General features: G+C 61.7%; 16 protein-coding genes and 1 pseudogene. 14 read left to right on the top strand and 3 right to left on the bottom strand.

What is annotated here, in order from left to right:
- Positions 1-74 precede the first annotated feature (74 nt).
- From CAF53_RS22785 to CAF53_RS22830, 10 genes are all read left to right on the top strand, one after another.
- Positions 75-1,577, top strand: a complete 1,503-nt coding sequence (locus CAF53_RS22785) for a 2-hydroxymuconic semialdehyde dehydrogenase (protein WP_100239690.1) — start codon at positions 75-77, stop codon at positions 1,575-1,577.
- A gap of 28 nt (positions 1,578-1,605) precedes the next feature.
- On the top strand, positions 1,606-1,821 hold the full coding sequence (locus CAF53_RS22790; RefSeq protein ID WP_100239691.1) for a hypothetical protein: 216 nt from the start codon (positions 1,606-1,608) through the stop codon (positions 1,819-1,821).
- Position 1,822: 1 nt separating this feature from the next.
- On the top strand, positions 1,823-2,728 hold the full coding sequence (locus tag CAF53_RS22795; RefSeq protein WP_100239692.1) for a VOC family protein: 906 nt from the start codon (positions 1,823-1,825) through the stop codon (positions 2,726-2,728).
- A gap of 19 nt (positions 2,729-2,747) precedes the next feature.
- Positions 2,748-3,392, top strand: a complete 645-nt coding sequence (locus CAF53_RS22800; RefSeq protein WP_277949220.1) for a class II aldolase/adducin family protein — start codon at positions 2,748-2,750, stop codon at positions 3,390-3,392.
- Positions 3,389-4,186: a fumarylacetoacetate hydrolase family protein gene (locus CAF53_RS22805; RefSeq protein WP_100239694.1), complete on the top strand. Its 798-nt coding sequence runs from the start codon at positions 3,389-3,391 to the stop codon at positions 4,184-4,186. The genes CAF53_RS22800 and CAF53_RS22805 overlap by 4 nt, the downstream gene beginning before the upstream one ends.
- Positions 4,183-5,121: an acetaldehyde dehydrogenase (acetylating) gene (locus CAF53_RS22810; RefSeq protein WP_100239695.1), complete on the top strand. Its 939-nt coding sequence runs from the start codon at positions 4,183-4,185 to the stop codon at positions 5,119-5,121. Before CAF53_RS22805 ends, CAF53_RS22810 begins: the two co-directional genes overlap by 4 nt.
- Positions 5,122-5,135: 14 nt before the next feature.
- Positions 5,136-6,176: a 4-hydroxy-2-oxovalerate aldolase gene (gene dmpG / locus CAF53_RS22815; protein WP_100239860.1), complete on the top strand. Its 1,041-nt coding sequence runs from the start codon at positions 5,136-5,138 to the stop codon at positions 6,174-6,176.
- Positions 6,169-6,936 carry a fumarylacetoacetate hydrolase family protein gene (locus tag CAF53_RS22820; protein WP_100239696.1) on the top strand — a complete coding sequence of 256 codons (768 nt, stop codon included), beginning with the start codon at positions 6,169-6,171 and terminating at the stop codon, positions 6,934-6,936. Before dmpG ends, CAF53_RS22820 begins: the two co-directional genes overlap by 8 nt.
- A gap of 53 nt (positions 6,937-6,989) precedes the next feature.
- Positions 6,990-7,457 carry a MarR family winged helix-turn-helix transcriptional regulator gene (locus CAF53_RS22825; protein ID WP_157801346.1) on the top strand — a complete coding sequence of 156 codons (468 nt, stop codon included), beginning with the start codon at positions 6,990-6,992 and terminating at the stop codon, positions 7,455-7,457.
- Between the two features lie 97 nt (positions 7,458-7,554).
- The gene (locus CAF53_RS22830; RefSeq protein ID WP_100239698.1) at positions 7,555-7,746 is read left to right on the top strand and encodes a 2-hydroxymuconate tautomerase family protein; all 192 of its coding nucleotides are present in this window, start codon (positions 7,555-7,557) and stop codon (positions 7,744-7,746) included.
- A 163-nt stretch (positions 7,747-7,909) separates the two neighbouring features.
- Here CAF53_RS22830 and gtdA read toward each other — a convergent pair whose 3' ends face one another.
- The 3 genes from gtdA to CAF53_RS22845 are packed head-to-tail and all read right to left on the bottom strand — an operon-like array spanning position 7,910 to position 10,745.
- On the bottom strand, positions 7,910-8,980 hold the full coding sequence (gene gtdA / locus CAF53_RS22835; RefSeq protein WP_100239699.1) for a gentisate 1,2-dioxygenase: 1,071 nt from the start codon (positions 8,978-8,980) through the stop codon (positions 7,910-7,912).
- Between the two features lie 10 nt (positions 8,981-8,990).
- Positions 8,991-9,491: an aromatic-ring-hydroxylating dioxygenase subunit beta gene (locus tag CAF53_RS22840; RefSeq protein ID WP_242443574.1), complete on the bottom strand. Its 501-nt coding sequence runs from the start codon at positions 9,489-9,491 to the stop codon at positions 8,991-8,993.
- Positions 9,492-10,745: an aromatic ring-hydroxylating dioxygenase subunit alpha gene (locus CAF53_RS22845; RefSeq protein ID WP_100239701.1), complete on the bottom strand. Its 1,254-nt coding sequence runs from the start codon at positions 10,743-10,745 to the stop codon at positions 9,492-9,494.
- Positions 10,746-10,837: 92 nt separating this feature from the next.
- On the opposite strand from CAF53_RS22845, the gene CAF53_RS22850 reads away from it, so the two are divergent.
- From CAF53_RS22850 to CAF53_RS27230, 4 genes and pseudogenes are all read left to right on the top strand, one after another.
- Complete coding sequence (locus CAF53_RS22850; RefSeq protein WP_197707543.1) at positions 10,838-11,596, top strand: IclR family transcriptional regulator; 759 nt, start codon at positions 10,838-10,840, stop codon at positions 11,594-11,596.
- 15 nt (positions 11,597-11,611) lie between these two features.
- Positions 11,612-12,319 carry a fumarylacetoacetate hydrolase family protein gene (locus tag CAF53_RS22855; RefSeq protein ID WP_100239861.1) on the top strand — a complete coding sequence of 236 codons (708 nt, stop codon included), beginning with the start codon at positions 11,612-11,614 and terminating at the stop codon, positions 12,317-12,319.
- Positions 12,316-12,948, top strand: coding sequence for a maleylacetoacetate isomerase (gene maiA / locus CAF53_RS22860; protein WP_100239703.1), 633 nt, complete (start codon positions 12,316-12,318; stop codon positions 12,946-12,948). The genes CAF53_RS22855 and maiA overlap by 4 nt, the downstream gene beginning before the upstream one ends.
- A 115-nt stretch (positions 12,949-13,063) precedes the next feature.
- A pseudogene (locus CAF53_RS27230) lies at positions 13,064-13,189 on the top strand (IS3 family transposase); the annotation flags it as partial.
- Positions 13,190-13,208 lie beyond the last annotated feature (19 nt).

The raw sequence follows: 13,208 nt of genomic DNA on the forward strand, positions 1-13,208 counted from the left end.
GCCACTTGCGCGGGCCAAATTTGAGACGTACACGTCCTCTTCATGGCATGAAGTGCCGAGTGGAGAGAAATCACATGAACGTTGAACCAATCGGTCGCCCATCTGGAGAGCCAAAGGCGGCGGTTCGGCAACTGCGAAACTTCGTTGGCGGATGCTACCTCGAAGACGGCAAGCCCTTCGACGTCGTCGATCCTGCGACCGGGAAGCAGCATGCCGTCGCCTACGAGGCGGACGCATCTGTCATCGATGCCGCCGTCCGCGCCGCCCGAGCGGCGGTGGAGGGGGAATGGGGCCGGATGACGCTCGCACGACGGCGTGTCCTGCTTACGAAAGTCGCGGACCTCATCGATGCGCGGTTTGACGAATTCCTGGCAGCAGAGATCGCAGACACCGGCAAGCCGCATTCGCTCGCATCACACCTCGACATCCCGCGCGGTGCAGCGAACTTCCGCGTCTTCGCCGATGCGGTCGCGAACCTGTCGGCAGAAACGTTCGTGATGGATACGCCCGACGGCGGCAAAGCATTGAACTACGCGGTGCGCAAGCCGCTTGGTGTTGTCGGCGTTATCTCCCCATGGAACCTGCCATTTCTGCTCATGACCTGGAAGGTGGCGCCCGCCATGGCGTGCGGCAACGCCGTCATTGTGAAGCCTTCCGAAGAAACCCCTTCCACTACGACCCTGCTCGGCGAGGTGATGAACGAAGCAGGTATTCCGGCGGGCGCATTCAACGTGGTCCATGGCTTCGGACCGGGCTCGGCGGGCGAACTTCTCACCGCACATGCCGGCATCCGTGCAATCACGTTCACCGGCGAGACTAGAACGGGCACGGCCATCATGAAATCGGCAGCTCCGACTGTGAAGGCCCTGTCCTTCGAACTCGGTGGAAAGAACGCTGCGGTCGTCTTCGAGGATGCGGATCTTGATTTGGCTGTCGCCGGACTTGCGCGCGCCGTCTTCCTCAATACGGGTCAAGTGTGCCTCGCGCCCGAGCGCATCTACGTCCAGCGAAACGTTTTTGATCGGTTCGTCGCCGCGATGAAGGTGAAGGCAGAAGCTTTACGGCCCGGCCTACCCAATGACGACGGGGTCGATTTCGGGCCGCTGATCTCTGCCGAACATCGCGGGAAAGTGCTGAGCTATTATGACCTCGCGGTCGAGGAAGGCGCCACCGTCATCACGGGCGGAGGCATCCCTGACCTGTCGGGCGACGCGGCTGGCGGCTTCTTCGTGGAACCTACGTTGTGGACCGGGCTCGCACATGAGGCACGCGTCTGCCGCGAAGAGATATTCGGGCCAGCTGCCGCGATCATTCCCTTCGATAGCGAGGACGAAGCGATCAGGATGGCGAACGACTCCGAATACGGGCTGGCTTCGTCAATCTGGACACGCGACCTCAGCCGCGCGCACCGTGTGGGCCAGGCGCTGGAGGTCGGCATCTCATGGGTCAATTGCTGGTTCCTGCGTGATCTGCGCACGCCATTCGGCGGCGCCAAGATGTCCGGCATCGGCCGCGAGGGCGGACATCACTCGATCGACTTCTATTCGGAACCCACGAACATCTGCATCAAACTCTGAACGAGTTCGAAAGTCACGGAGAGACACGATGGCAACGCTGAACAAGAATCCCGGCGCGACACCCGTCGAGGCCGCGCCCAAGACCAGATTCCACTCGAACGCCACCCTCCAGGCGCGGGCACTGCCGATCACACGTAAGTCCATCGCCAAGTCCCTCGGCTTCAAGCGCGGCGATCAGACAAGGATCTGGCACATCAGGCGAAAGTGCGCTCGTCCGGAAGCAACGCCGACCAAGGGCAAATGACATGGGCACCGATCTGCACGACATCAGCTATGTCAGGATAGGATCCGAAGATCTCGACGAAAGCGTACGCTTCGCAACTCACATCCTCGGCCTCGAGCTTATGGGCCGTGATGCATCCAGCGCCTATTTGCGCGGAGACTCCCGAGACCACAATATCGTTTACACCAAGGGGCGTTCATCGGGTCATGTCGTCGGATTCGAATTGCCGTCGATGGCGGCGATTGACGCCGCCGCAGCACAATTCGAGCAGGCCGGCATCAACGTCAGGCAAGGAACTTCCGACGAGCGCGAGCAGCGGCGTGCGCTGGGATTGATCACGCTCACCGATCCGACCGGCAATGTGATCGATCTGGTCGCGCAGCCGGCAGCAAGCGGTCGCCGATATTTCGGGGCGCGCGATGCCGGGATCACCTCATTCAGTCACATCGGGCTGCGTACCTCCGATCCCAGAATCGACGAACGGTTCTGGACGACCATGCTCAACGCAAAGGTCAGCGATTGGATCGGCGAAGCTCCGCTGCTCCGGATCGACGAGGTCCACCACAAGGTCGCGCTGTTCCCGTCGAGCTATGCCGGTATCCAGCACGTGAACTTTCAAGTGGAGTCCATCGACGACATCATGCGCTCCTATTACTTCCTGCAAACCAACAATGTGAAAATCGTGTTCGGCCCCGGCCGCCATCCGACTTCGGGCGCCCGCTTCCTCTACTTCCAGGGGCCCGATAATATTATTTACGAATATTCAACCGGCGTGCGCATGATCACTGCTGACGACGAGAAGACGTATGTCCCGCGGCAGTTCCCCATGGCGCCAACCAGCTTCTGCATGTGGGGGTCGCTGCCCGACATTCCCGAGTTCAAGACCAAAGCGGCCGCGTCCGGCGACGGCCTGTCCAATGCAGCCTGACGCGGCCCAGACGGTGCGCATGGCTTCGCGGGCCATGGCGCGGCACGGGCTCGCGCATGCGTATGGGCATGTGAGCCTGCGCCTCGACAACGCGAGGTTTCTGGTCAGCCCCGCACGCCCTTTGATCGCAGTCTCTCGCGATGATCCTGGCGTGGTTGTGACACTGAACGGCGATCTGCCGCAGGAAGCATTGCCGGAGGTGCGCATACACCGCGAGATCTACCGGCGCAGGCCATCCATAGGCGGGATAGTGCGGGTGCAGCCCCCCGCCATCATGGCCCTGTCGGCACTCGGGCGGACGCCAGGCGTGCATCATGGCCTTGGCACCTATTTCGCCCCAGCCGCTCCGTTATGGTCCGGCGTCGATCTCGTCCGCGACGACGACAGCGCGGTCCGCCTCGCCGTGGCGCTCGGCGATGCCGCGGCAATAGTGCTGCGCGGCAATGGGTGCGTGTGCGCGGCTGAAAGCCTGCCCGACGCTGCGAGCCTCGCATTCTTCCTTGAGGATGCCGCCCGACTCGATCTGGCGATCCTTTCGACGTCCCTGTCTTCCTCTGCCCTGCAATACTCGCCGGAGGAGAGCGCCCGCCGGGCCGTGCGCGCTGGCGCCCTGTTCGAGCGGATGTGGCAATTCCTGTGCACCGGAGATCCTGAATGGCAATGACCAACACGCCCTCTTTGACCAAGCGCTTCTCGGAAGCCCTGCGAGACGCCTATGCGGGCGCGCCCATACCGCCGATCCGCGACGCGTTGCCGGACGCAACGATCGACGACGCTTATGCGATTCAGGAGGCAAACACCGCGTTCTGGCAAGCCGCAGGGCGCATGCCGGTGGGCGCCAAGGTCGGGCTCACTGCCAAGGCGGTCCAGACTCAGCTCGGCGTCGATCAGCCAGATTTCGGCACGCTATTCGCGGACATGGCAGTCCCCGACGGCGAAACCATCGCGGCGGGTCGCCTTCTGCAGCCCAAGGTGGAAGCGGAGATCGCGTTCGTCTTGTCGAGGTCGCCCGATCCGCAACGCCTGACGACGGCCGAGTTGCTCGATTGCGTGGCCTATGCGCTTCCCGCGCTCGAGATCGTCGACAGCCGCATCGCGGATTGGAACATCCGGATCGTTGATACCGTCGCTGACAATGCGTCCTCAGGACTTTTTGTGCTCGGCACTTCGCCGGTCGCGTTGGCGGCCATCGATCTGCGCCTGTGCGGAATGGTTCTCGAACGCAATGGCGAACCCGTTTCGTTCGGGGCTGGCGCAGCGTGCCTTGGCAACCCATTGCACGCCCTGGGTTGGCTCGCCGCCAAAATGGCCGAGGTGGGGCGCCCGCTCGTCGCTGGCGACGTCATCCTCGCCGGGGCGCTCGGACCGATGGTCCCGGCGGTTCCCGGCGATCATTTCGAGGCGCGGATCGAGGGTCTGGGCAGTGTCCGCGTGACGTTTGGGAGAGAGCGGGCGTGAAGACAAAGGTAGCCATTATCGGCTCGGGGAATATCGGAACCGACCTGATGATCAAAATCATGAGGCTTTCAGAAATTCTTGAGATGGGCGCATTCGTCGGAATTGACGCGCTATCGGATGGCCTTCAGCGCGCTGCGCGGCTCGGCGTGCCGACCACGGCGGGCGGCATCGACGGGCTTCTGGCCATGCCCGAATTCGCCGAGATCGGCATCGTTTTCGATGCGACCTCGGCGGGCGCGCATAGCCGACATAGCGAACTGCTGCTTGCCCATGGCAAACGCGTCATCGACCTCACTCCGGCCGCGATCGGTCCCTACACGATCCCGCCGGTCAACGGGGACGCCAACCTCGACGCGCCGAACGTCAACATGGTAACTTGCGGCGGCCAGGCGACCATCCCGATCGTAGCCGCGATCAGTCGCGTCGCCCACGTCCGCTATGGAGAGATCGTGGCGTCGATCGCGTCGAAGAGCGCTGGCCCCGGGACCCGCGCCAACATCGACGAGTTCACCGAAACAACCAGCCAAGCGATTGAGCAGGTAGGCGGAGCCGACCGCGGCAAGGCCATCATCATCCTCAATCCGGCCGAGCCGCCGCCGATCATGCGTGACACGGTCTACTGCCTCTGCGACGAGGCTGACCAAGCTGATATCGAAGCGTCCGTGATCGAGATGGTCGAGCAGGTTCAAGCCTATGTGCCTGGCTACCGTCTTAAGCAGGCCATCCTGTTCGAGCACATCGGCTCGAACAGGCCGTTGCGTATCCCGGAGATGGACGGCGAATTCACGGGTCTGAAGGTGACCGTCTTCCTGGAGGTCGAAGGCGCAGCACACTATCTTCCCGCCTATGCCGGCAACCTCGACATTATGACGTCGGCCGCGCTCCGCACGGCCGAGAAGATTGCCGCGCGTGTTGCCAATCAGCTCCCGGCGTGAAGAAGGAATCGACGATGACGTTCGACCCTAAATCCCACAAGCTGTACATTCAGGATGTCACGCTTCGCGATGGCATGCACGCCATCCGTCACCAATACGGTCTCGACCAGGTCCGCGCGATCGCCAAGGCGTTGGACGCCGCGAAGGTTGACGCGATAGAGGTCGCGCACGGCGACGGTCTCTCCGGATCTTCGTTCAACTATGGCTTCGGACGCAATACGGACTGGGACTGGATCGCGGCGGTTGCCGAAGTCCTCGACCACAGTGTGCTGACGACCCTGCTGATACCCGGTATCGGGACTATCCACGATCTCAAGCACGCCTTCGAGCTCGGCGTCCGGTCGGTGCGGGTTGCGACGCACTGCACAGAAGCCGACGTCGCCAAGCAGCACATCGAACATGCTCGGGGCCTAGGGATGGATGTGTCAGGTTTCCTGATGATGAGCCACATGTCGGAACCCGATGCGCTTGCCGCACAGGCCAAGCTGATGGAAGGTTACGGAGCACATTGCGTCTACGTGACCGATAGTGGCGGCGCGATGACGATGGACCAATATGCAGCGCGGCTCCAAGCCTATGATCGTGTGCTCAAGCCGGAGACGCAGAGAGGCGTTCATGCCCATCACAACCTGTCGCTTGGCGTGGCAAACTCCATCGTCGCCGTGCAAAACGGCGCGGTGCGCGTCGATGCGAGCCTGGCTGGCATGGGTGCCGGAGCTGGCAACGCGCCTCTGGAAGTGTTCATCGCGGCAGCTGACATTCATGGCTGGAGCCACGGAACGGACCTCTTCGCCCTTATGGATGCTGCTGAGGACCTCGTGCGACCTATCCAGGACAGACCGGTACGCGTCGATCGGGAGACTCTGAGCCTTGGTTACGCTGGTGTGTATTCCTCTTTCCTGCGCCACGCGGAGAAGGCAGCGGCGGATTATGGGCTAGATACCCGCGCCATCCTGCTCGAGCTTGGGCGCCGTCGAATGGTCGGCGGCCAGGAAGATATGATCGTCGATGTCGCCTTGGACATGGCCAAAAACCGGGAGGCAACAAATGCTTGACCTTAATGCAATCGCACAGCGCCTCGATGAGGCAGCAATGTCCGCCACGGCGATATCGCAGCTGGATACGCCGCTCACACTGGAGGACGCATATCAGGTTCAGGCGGCCTCGATTGCACTGCGCTACGGCCGCGGCGAGCGCCGCGTGGGCATCAAGATGGGCTTCACCAGCCGTGCAAAGATGGCGCAGATGGGCATCGATGAGATGATCTGGGGTCGTCTCACCGATGCGATGCTCATCGACGATGGCGGAACCATAGATATCTCGCGCTACGTGCATCCGCGCGTCGAGCCGGAAATTGCCTTCATCCTTTCGGCGCCTCTCGCCGGTCGCGTGTCACCCGCTGCGGCGCTCGCGGCTGTCGGCGGCGTAGCGCCAGCGCTGGAGATCATCGATAGCCGGTACAAGAACTTCAAATTCTCGCTGACCGACGTCATCGCGGACAACAGCTCATCTTCCAGCTTTGTCGTGGGGCCATGGTCATCGCCGACCTCGGATATTTCCAATCTCGGCTTCGTCCTGGAGATTGACGGTGTTGCCAAGCAGATCGGATCCAGTGCGGCAATCCTCGGCCATCCGATACGCTCACTGGTGGCGGCGGCGAGGCTGGCCTTCGAGTCCGGCGAACCACTCCAGGCCGGCGACATTGTGATGGCCGGCGGCGCTACTGCCGCTGAGGCGCTCGCCGCTGGGCAGCATGTACGTCTGCGGGTGCAGCGCCTTGGGAGAGCGGAATTTCATATGGGATCCAGAACTTGAACCGGCCGGCGTTTCTTGGGCATAATAGGAACGCATATGAGCTGGGAGTACAAGTGGCGGATAACGAACTCGACGATTTCATAGCAGACTTCGACCTCCCGGGGGCGCCTGGTCACCTGCTTCGGAGGAATCACCAACGCTCCTACGAAATCTTCAACCGCCATGTGGGCGATGACGTAACCCGCCAGCAGATCGCGCTCCTGATTGCGCTGGCCAAACTTCCCGGCGCCTCCCAGCGTGATCTCGTCGATGCCACAGGAATCGACAAGAGCACGCTTAAGGAAATGCTCGGACGAATGGTCGCTCGCAAGTGGGTAGAACGCCGACGTGATCCGAAGGATAGCCGAGCTTGGACTTTGAAATTGGCCGAGGAAGGCATGTCGCTACTGAAGGAGCGCATGGCGCAAGTCGTTACAGCGCAGGCTGAAATCCTTGCCCCGCTCGCACCCGAAGACCAAAGGAAGTTCCTCCGATATTTGCGGATATTGATCGGGTTCGATGGGCCAGACAGATCCCGATGATCCACGACACGCTCGAAACCGAGGACTTAGCGCCCCACGGAACAGGTGATGATTTTGCCCTAAGCCCGAAGAACTATTGGACTTGAAAGGAAACAACATGCCGATCATTCACGCGGAGATAGTAGCAGGCCGTCCTTGGGAAAAAAGGCAGGAACTCATCGAACGGCTCACTGCGGCCGCAGTGGACTCGCTCGCTGTCGCACCTGAAAGCGTCCGCGTCATTGTTACGGAGGTCCAACCCCATCATTGGGCGATTGGCGGCAAACCCAAATCTCTGCCGACTGCCTGAGATCTCCCAACAATGGTGGTGAGCCCCTGGACTTGATGGGGTGGACACCCCCCTTCAGCATGGATGTGCCGTAGTGGAGATGTTGAACACCACTTTAGGCTTCTTCTCCGTCAGCGCCGTCGCCGCCCCCGTCATCGTCTGGCTCTAATCAACGCGTCCTGAGCTAACCCAGCTTTTCGCGCCACAAGGACAATTTCTCCTGCGTCGCCTTGTCAGAGAAACTGAACAGTATGAGATCCTGCTCCGCCACCAATATGCGCTCCGACCAGGACGGCGTCACGACGATCTCCCCCGGATGCAGCGGAAAGTGCTGACCATCGATCAAGAGTGAGCCTTCGCCCTCGACGACGACATGGATCATCGCGTCCGTACTGCGCATGGGGCGGGTGCGGAACGCGGCGGGCACCAGACGGGCAAATGCTGATATGGTGGCCATCACCGGTCCGCCGTCGGTCGGGTTGGTAAACTCCATCAGATAGGCATCATGCGGATGGGGGGCTTCGGAACGCCGGAGCACTTCAAGCGATTCGCGCCATTCGGCGAAGGGATAGATGAAAAGCGGGTTGGCCTGGCCCGCGACACGCCCCGAACGCGCGGGGCGCAGGTTGCGGCCCCAGCGGTGGAGGGAATCGCCCGCCGGGCGTGTCGTCGGCACCGCGCCACGATCTTCCCTATGTTCGGCGAAGCTCGCATCCAGTATTTGGACCAGAGGAATATCAAGCCCATCGAGCCAGATCATCGGATCGTCCGTCTCGTTACCATGATCGTGCCAGAGCATGGCAGGGGTCAGGACGAGGTCATATTTGTGCATATAGGCGCGCTCGCCGTCCAGCGCGGTAAAGGCGCCTTCGCCGTCCATGATGAAGCGCAAGGCGTTCTGCGTGTGGCGATGGGCCGGCGCGACTTCGCCCGGAAGGATAAGTTGAAGTCCCGCATAGAGCGTCTGGGTGATACGCGACTGACCGGGGAGCGCCGGGTTTTCCAGGATCAGAACACGGCGTTCGGCCTCTGCCGCCGTGATGAGTCCTCCCGCTTCCATGAGCAGTTCGCGGACCCGCGCAAACGACCAGGCTGCAGGCACAGCCTGCGTTAGGGGCGTGGTCGTCACCAGCCGGGCCAGCACCTTCCACAGGGGCGAAAGATGCTCGGGCTGGAGACGCTCGTAAAAGCCGTCGCGTACTGCTTCCAGATTGGAGAGGGGGGCGTCGGACAAGGGGGCGGGGGAACCGGCCATGGCGGTCTCCTTAAATCGGGTAGATGATCGAGTTGGGAATGAGTTCGCTGTCGAAGACACAGGTCTTGGCGGCGAATTTCAAACCCTGTGGCGTCTGCACGATCCGATCGACGTAGCGGCCCGCATTGAACAATTCGCTCGGCAGGTCGCGCTTGGTGCGGATCACCAGATAATTGGCTTCCGAGGCAATCTCTTCCCGGTCATTCATCGTGACAAGGGCAGGGCCGACGATATGGCGCTGATAATACGGCGCGTGGAACAGCGTACTCTGGATGCCGTAGACCCGATCCATCAGTGCCCCGCGACTCTGGAGATCCATGATCGAAAGCGGCAGGTTCTGATCGTAGTTTTCCCGCGCGACCACGCGATACCGGCAATCTTCCGTAAAGAAGGATGGCCAGCCGTCGAAATCGCCGCTGTCCAGACATGCGGCATAGCGGGCGTGCAGATCCATGACGTCGAGACGGATTTGGGCGTCCACGATCATGTCTTGGCTTTCAACAACAGCCATCTAGACCTCCATAACCTTGCGCCAGTAGCGGTACATGCCGCGGATGAGCGTTTCGGTGACCATGTGGTCGGTATTGCCGATCTCGGTCCCACCCAGTTCGCACATCGTCGAAAAGGCATGGTCCTGTTCGAACCCTTCCTGGCTGAATTCTATGACTTCGCCATCGTCGGCGGAGACGAAGCCCGCCGGACCGAAGAGATTGGCCTGCCGCATCCGGCGTTCGGTCATTTCCGGCGTGTCGTCCTCGAAGCCGAAATGGGTCCAGACGAAATCGAATTTGTCGGGGCCGACCGGGATGATCTGCCGCGTTGAGAGCGAATTGACCTGCTGTTGCAGGATGACGCTGGGAAACAGGGTCGTCATGCACACGGTGGGGCCGCCCCACCAGGGTTCCGGCACGATGTCGAGCATGCGCATGTCATGCAACTGCATCCGCTCGCGATAACTGGCGGTCTGTGCGGCGACCTCGGAATCCACCGTCTCGTTCCGTTTGGAAACCATGCAGGCATGGCGGCCATGCGAATCCATCACCAGTTCGGATTTATTGTCGGCGCGCCACAGGCCAAAGGTTACGAACCAGGTATGGAGAAGGCCGGGATGATAGGGATCCTTGATATTCTCCATCATCAGCTTCCAGTTCCCCGGAATGCGCTGACGGGAATAGCCGTGGAGGACCAGCTTGCGCCCGTCGAACGTGCGATCGACATAGCCCATTACGTCGGCGCCCAGATAATCCTCGAACGATTCCACATCGGGGTCGAAGGACGCGAAGACGAGGCCGTTATGCGTCGCGACTTTCAACCGGTTCAGGCCGTGCTCTTCAAGCGAGAAGTCTTCGGCCATCCCGCCCTTGCCCTTCACGCCGCGTTGAAACGGCACGCCGAGCAACTTGCCGTCATGGCTGTAGTTCCACTGATGATAGGGGCAGACCAGCGTCTTGACCTTGCCGGACCGCTCCTGACAGAATCGCATGGCGCGGTGGGCGCAGCGGTTTTCCAGGACATTGATCTCGCCACGGCGATTGCGGATCATGATGACGGAGCGTTCACCGATCGCAGTGCGCTTGAAAGAGCCGGCGTCCGGAACCTCTATTTCCAGACCGACATAACTCCAGTGGGGTCCGTAGAAGATGCGCTCCAGTTCCCGGGCATAGATGTCGCCATCGGTATAGACCGGCGACGGCACACGGCTGGAGCCCGGTCCGGACCATATGTCCTGCCCATCCAACGGAGGGCGCGTCACGACATCATCCATAATTGCCTCGTCAAGATTGGCTATTGCGCCAGGCCACCTCTCCGACGTATATGAACCATTAGTAAATCGATTGGCAAGTGGCAAACGACAAGATGACGGACAGTCGGCAAGAAGAACCCCTCGCAAGGCGCGGAATCCAGTCGCTCGAAATCGGGCTGGGTGTTCTTCAGGCTATTGCGCGCGGGTCGGGTCCGATGACCTTGAAAGAGGTTGCTACGGCAGCTGCGCTGCCGGCCAGCAATTGCCACCGCTATCTGGCGAGCCTCGCGCGATCGGGCTTCGTCGTCCAGAATGAGCGGACAAGCCGATACGATCTTGGTCCTGCACTGTTGCAGGCCGGCCTTGCCGCACTGGCTCGGGTCGATGCGATCGGCATCGCGACGGAAGCGCTGGAGCAGCTTGTCGATGAAACCGGACATACCGGCATGGTCGTGATCTGGGCGGAGGCCGGCCCCACGATCGTGCGATGGATACAGGGACGCCATGCCGTGCGCACCACGCTCGCGCCCGGTGCCACTCTGCCACTGCTGACGACGGCGACAGGACAGATGTTCCTGGCATACCTGCCGACGCGGCAGACCGTCGGTCTTGCGGCAGATGCTTCGCCTGACGAGGTAGCCGCGCTTCGGGAGCGCGCCCGGGCATCCGGCTGGGCACAGGTGTCGGGCGATCACATTCCGGGATTGGCAGCCGTCGCGGCGCCGGTGCTGGACTCATTCGGTGAGGCCGCAGCGGTGCTGACCCTGGTCAGCGCTGGAGAGCCGGTCTCGCAAGCGGGCCAGGATGCCCTGCGCGGTTACGCCGCCGGCGCATCCGCGCGCCTGGGCTGGGTAGTCCAGGCGAAAGACTAAGTTGAAAGGATAATGATGACTGCCATATTTACACTGCCGCCTCACCCGCTGGCGCTCATCGAGGGTAGTGACGAACGATTTCCCGTCGGGCGTATTTTCTGCGTCGGTCGCAACTACGCCGCACATGCCCGTGAAATGGGCAAGGACCCCGATCGCGATCCGCCCTTCTTCTTCACCAAGTTCGCCAACGCGATTGTCCCTGGCGACAGCACGGTTCCCTATCCGCCGGAAACCGCTAACTATCATTATGAAGCCGAACTGGTCATCGCCATCGGGCAGGAAGGTGCTGCTGTCGCGACCGAAGACGCGCTCGATCTCGTGTTCGGCTATGCGGTCGGGCTGGATATGACCCGCCGCGATATCCAGCTCGATGCCCGGGAAAAGGGGCGTCCCTGGGACCTGGGCAAGAATTTCGCCTGGTCTGCACCCATCGCCGCGATCCGCACTGTGCAGGACGGCGGACATATCACCTCGGGGCCGATCCGATTGACCGTGAATGGCGAGGTGAAGCAGGAAGCCGACATCGCCGATCTCATCTGGGACTGCCAGGAAACGATCGCCTATCTCAGCCGGTTCGAGCGGCTGTTGCCCGGCGACCTTATCTATACCGGTACGCCCGCTGGCGTCGGGCCGGTGCAGCCGGGCGATGTCATGGAGGTCACCATCGCGGGCCTGGCGCCGCTCAAGGTAACGGTCGGCCCCCGCGAAGCCGCCTTTGCATGATTCTGCTCCACGATTTCCTGCTGTCCTCGGCCAGCTACCGGGTGCGCATAGCGCTCAACCTCAAGGGGTTGGATTATGAGTCCCGCAGCTATCGGCTGCGGGGCGGGGAGCAGCGGGCGCCGGACTATCTCGGCCTCAACCCGGCTGGGCTGGTGCCCACGCTGCAAATCGACGGGCACATCCTGACGCAGAGCCTGGCGATCATCGACTATCTCGACGCGCGCTTTCCCGAACCGCGCCTGATCCCAGGCGATCCTGCCGAACGCGCCCGGATAATGTCGCTGGCGCTCACGATCGCCTGCGACATTCATCCGCTCAACAATCTGCGGGTGCTGGGATATCTTGAAGGCGATCTGCAACAGGATGAGGACGCCGTTCAGCGTTGGTATCGCCATTGGGTCGCCCTGGGCTTCGAGACCATCGAAGCTATGCTCAACGCCCGACCGGACACGCTGTTTGCGGCTGGCGATACGCCCGGCCTCGTCGAAATCTGCCTGGTGCCGCAGTTATATAACGCGCGTCGCTACAAGGTGCCGCTCGATCCCTATCCGCGCCTGACCGCACTGGCCGATAGAGCGGCGGCCCTGCCTGCCTTTGCGCAGGCGGCGGCGGGGATGCCGGACGTCTGACCGGGGAGTGACGCCGACATGAACCCTTTAACAGGGCCACCGTCATCCGAGCGACATTCAATAGCCGCTGCGCAATGCCGGTTATGGCGCGGCGATCCGTCTGCAACTCTTTTTGTTCGAACGCCGCGAGGAAGCCTGGCGGGACGTGTTCGATTACATCGGGATGTTCGACAACCCAGTCCGAAAGCAGGTCAGAAACGGGATGCTGTCGCCCGCCGAGTTCGAACAGCAGCGGGTTTGAAGGCGGAAGGCGTCTAGAA

It is taken from the genome of Sphingobium sp. LB126 (genome assembly GCF_002795205.1).
Taxonomy (GTDB): Bacteria; Pseudomonadota; Alphaproteobacteria; order Sphingomonadales; family Sphingomonadaceae; genus Sphingobium; species Sphingobium chungbukense.

Excerpts from the sequence above, each read along its gene's own strand:
- CAF53_RS22785 (WP_100239690.1), top strand. The coding sequence starts at position 75 with ATGAACGTTGAACCAATCGGTCGCCCATCTGGAGAGCCAAAGGCGGCG.
- CAF53_RS22790 (WP_100239691.1), top strand. The coding sequence starts at position 1,606 with ATGGCAACGCTGAACAAGAATCCCGGCGCGACACCCGTCGAGGCCGCG.
- CAF53_RS22795 (WP_100239692.1), top strand. The coding sequence starts at position 1,823 with ATGGGCACCGATCTGCACGACATCAGCTATGTCAGGATAGGATCCGAA.
- CAF53_RS22800 (WP_277949220.1), top strand. The coding sequence starts at position 2,748 with ATGGCTTCGCGGGCCATGGCGCGGCACGGGCTCGCGCATGCGTATGGG.
- CAF53_RS22805 (WP_100239694.1), top strand. The coding sequence starts at position 3,389 with ATGACCAACACGCCCTCTTTGACCAAGCGCTTCTCGGAAGCCCTGCGA.
- dmpG (WP_100239860.1), top strand. The coding sequence starts at position 5,136 with ATGACGTTCGACCCTAAATCCCACAAGCTGTACATTCAGGATGTCACG.
- CAF53_RS22820 (WP_100239696.1), top strand. The coding sequence starts at position 6,169 with ATGCTTGACCTTAATGCAATCGCACAGCGCCTCGATGAGGCAGCAATG.
- CAF53_RS22830 (WP_100239698.1), top strand. The coding sequence starts at position 7,555 with ATGCCGATCATTCACGCGGAGATAGTAGCAGGCCGTCCTTGGGAAAAA.
- gtdA (WP_100239699.1), bottom strand. The coding sequence starts at position 8,980 with ATGGCCGGTTCCCCCGCCCCCTTGTCCGACGCCCCCCTCTCCAATCTG.
- CAF53_RS22840 (WP_242443574.1), bottom strand. The coding sequence starts at position 9,491 with ATGGCTGTTGTTGAAAGCCAAGACATGATCGTGGACGCCCAAATCCGT.
- CAF53_RS22845 (WP_100239701.1), bottom strand. The coding sequence starts at position 10,745 with ATGGATGATGTCGTGACGCGCCCTCCGTTGGATGGGCAGGACATATGG.
- CAF53_RS22850 (WP_197707543.1), top strand. The coding sequence starts at position 10,838 with ATGACGGACAGTCGGCAAGAAGAACCCCTCGCAAGGCGCGGAATCCAG.
- CAF53_RS22855 (WP_100239861.1), top strand. The coding sequence starts at position 11,612 with ATGACTGCCATATTTACACTGCCGCCTCACCCGCTGGCGCTCATCGAG.
- maiA (WP_100239703.1), top strand. The coding sequence starts at position 12,316 with ATGATTCTGCTCCACGATTTCCTGCTGTCCTCGGCCAGCTACCGGGTG.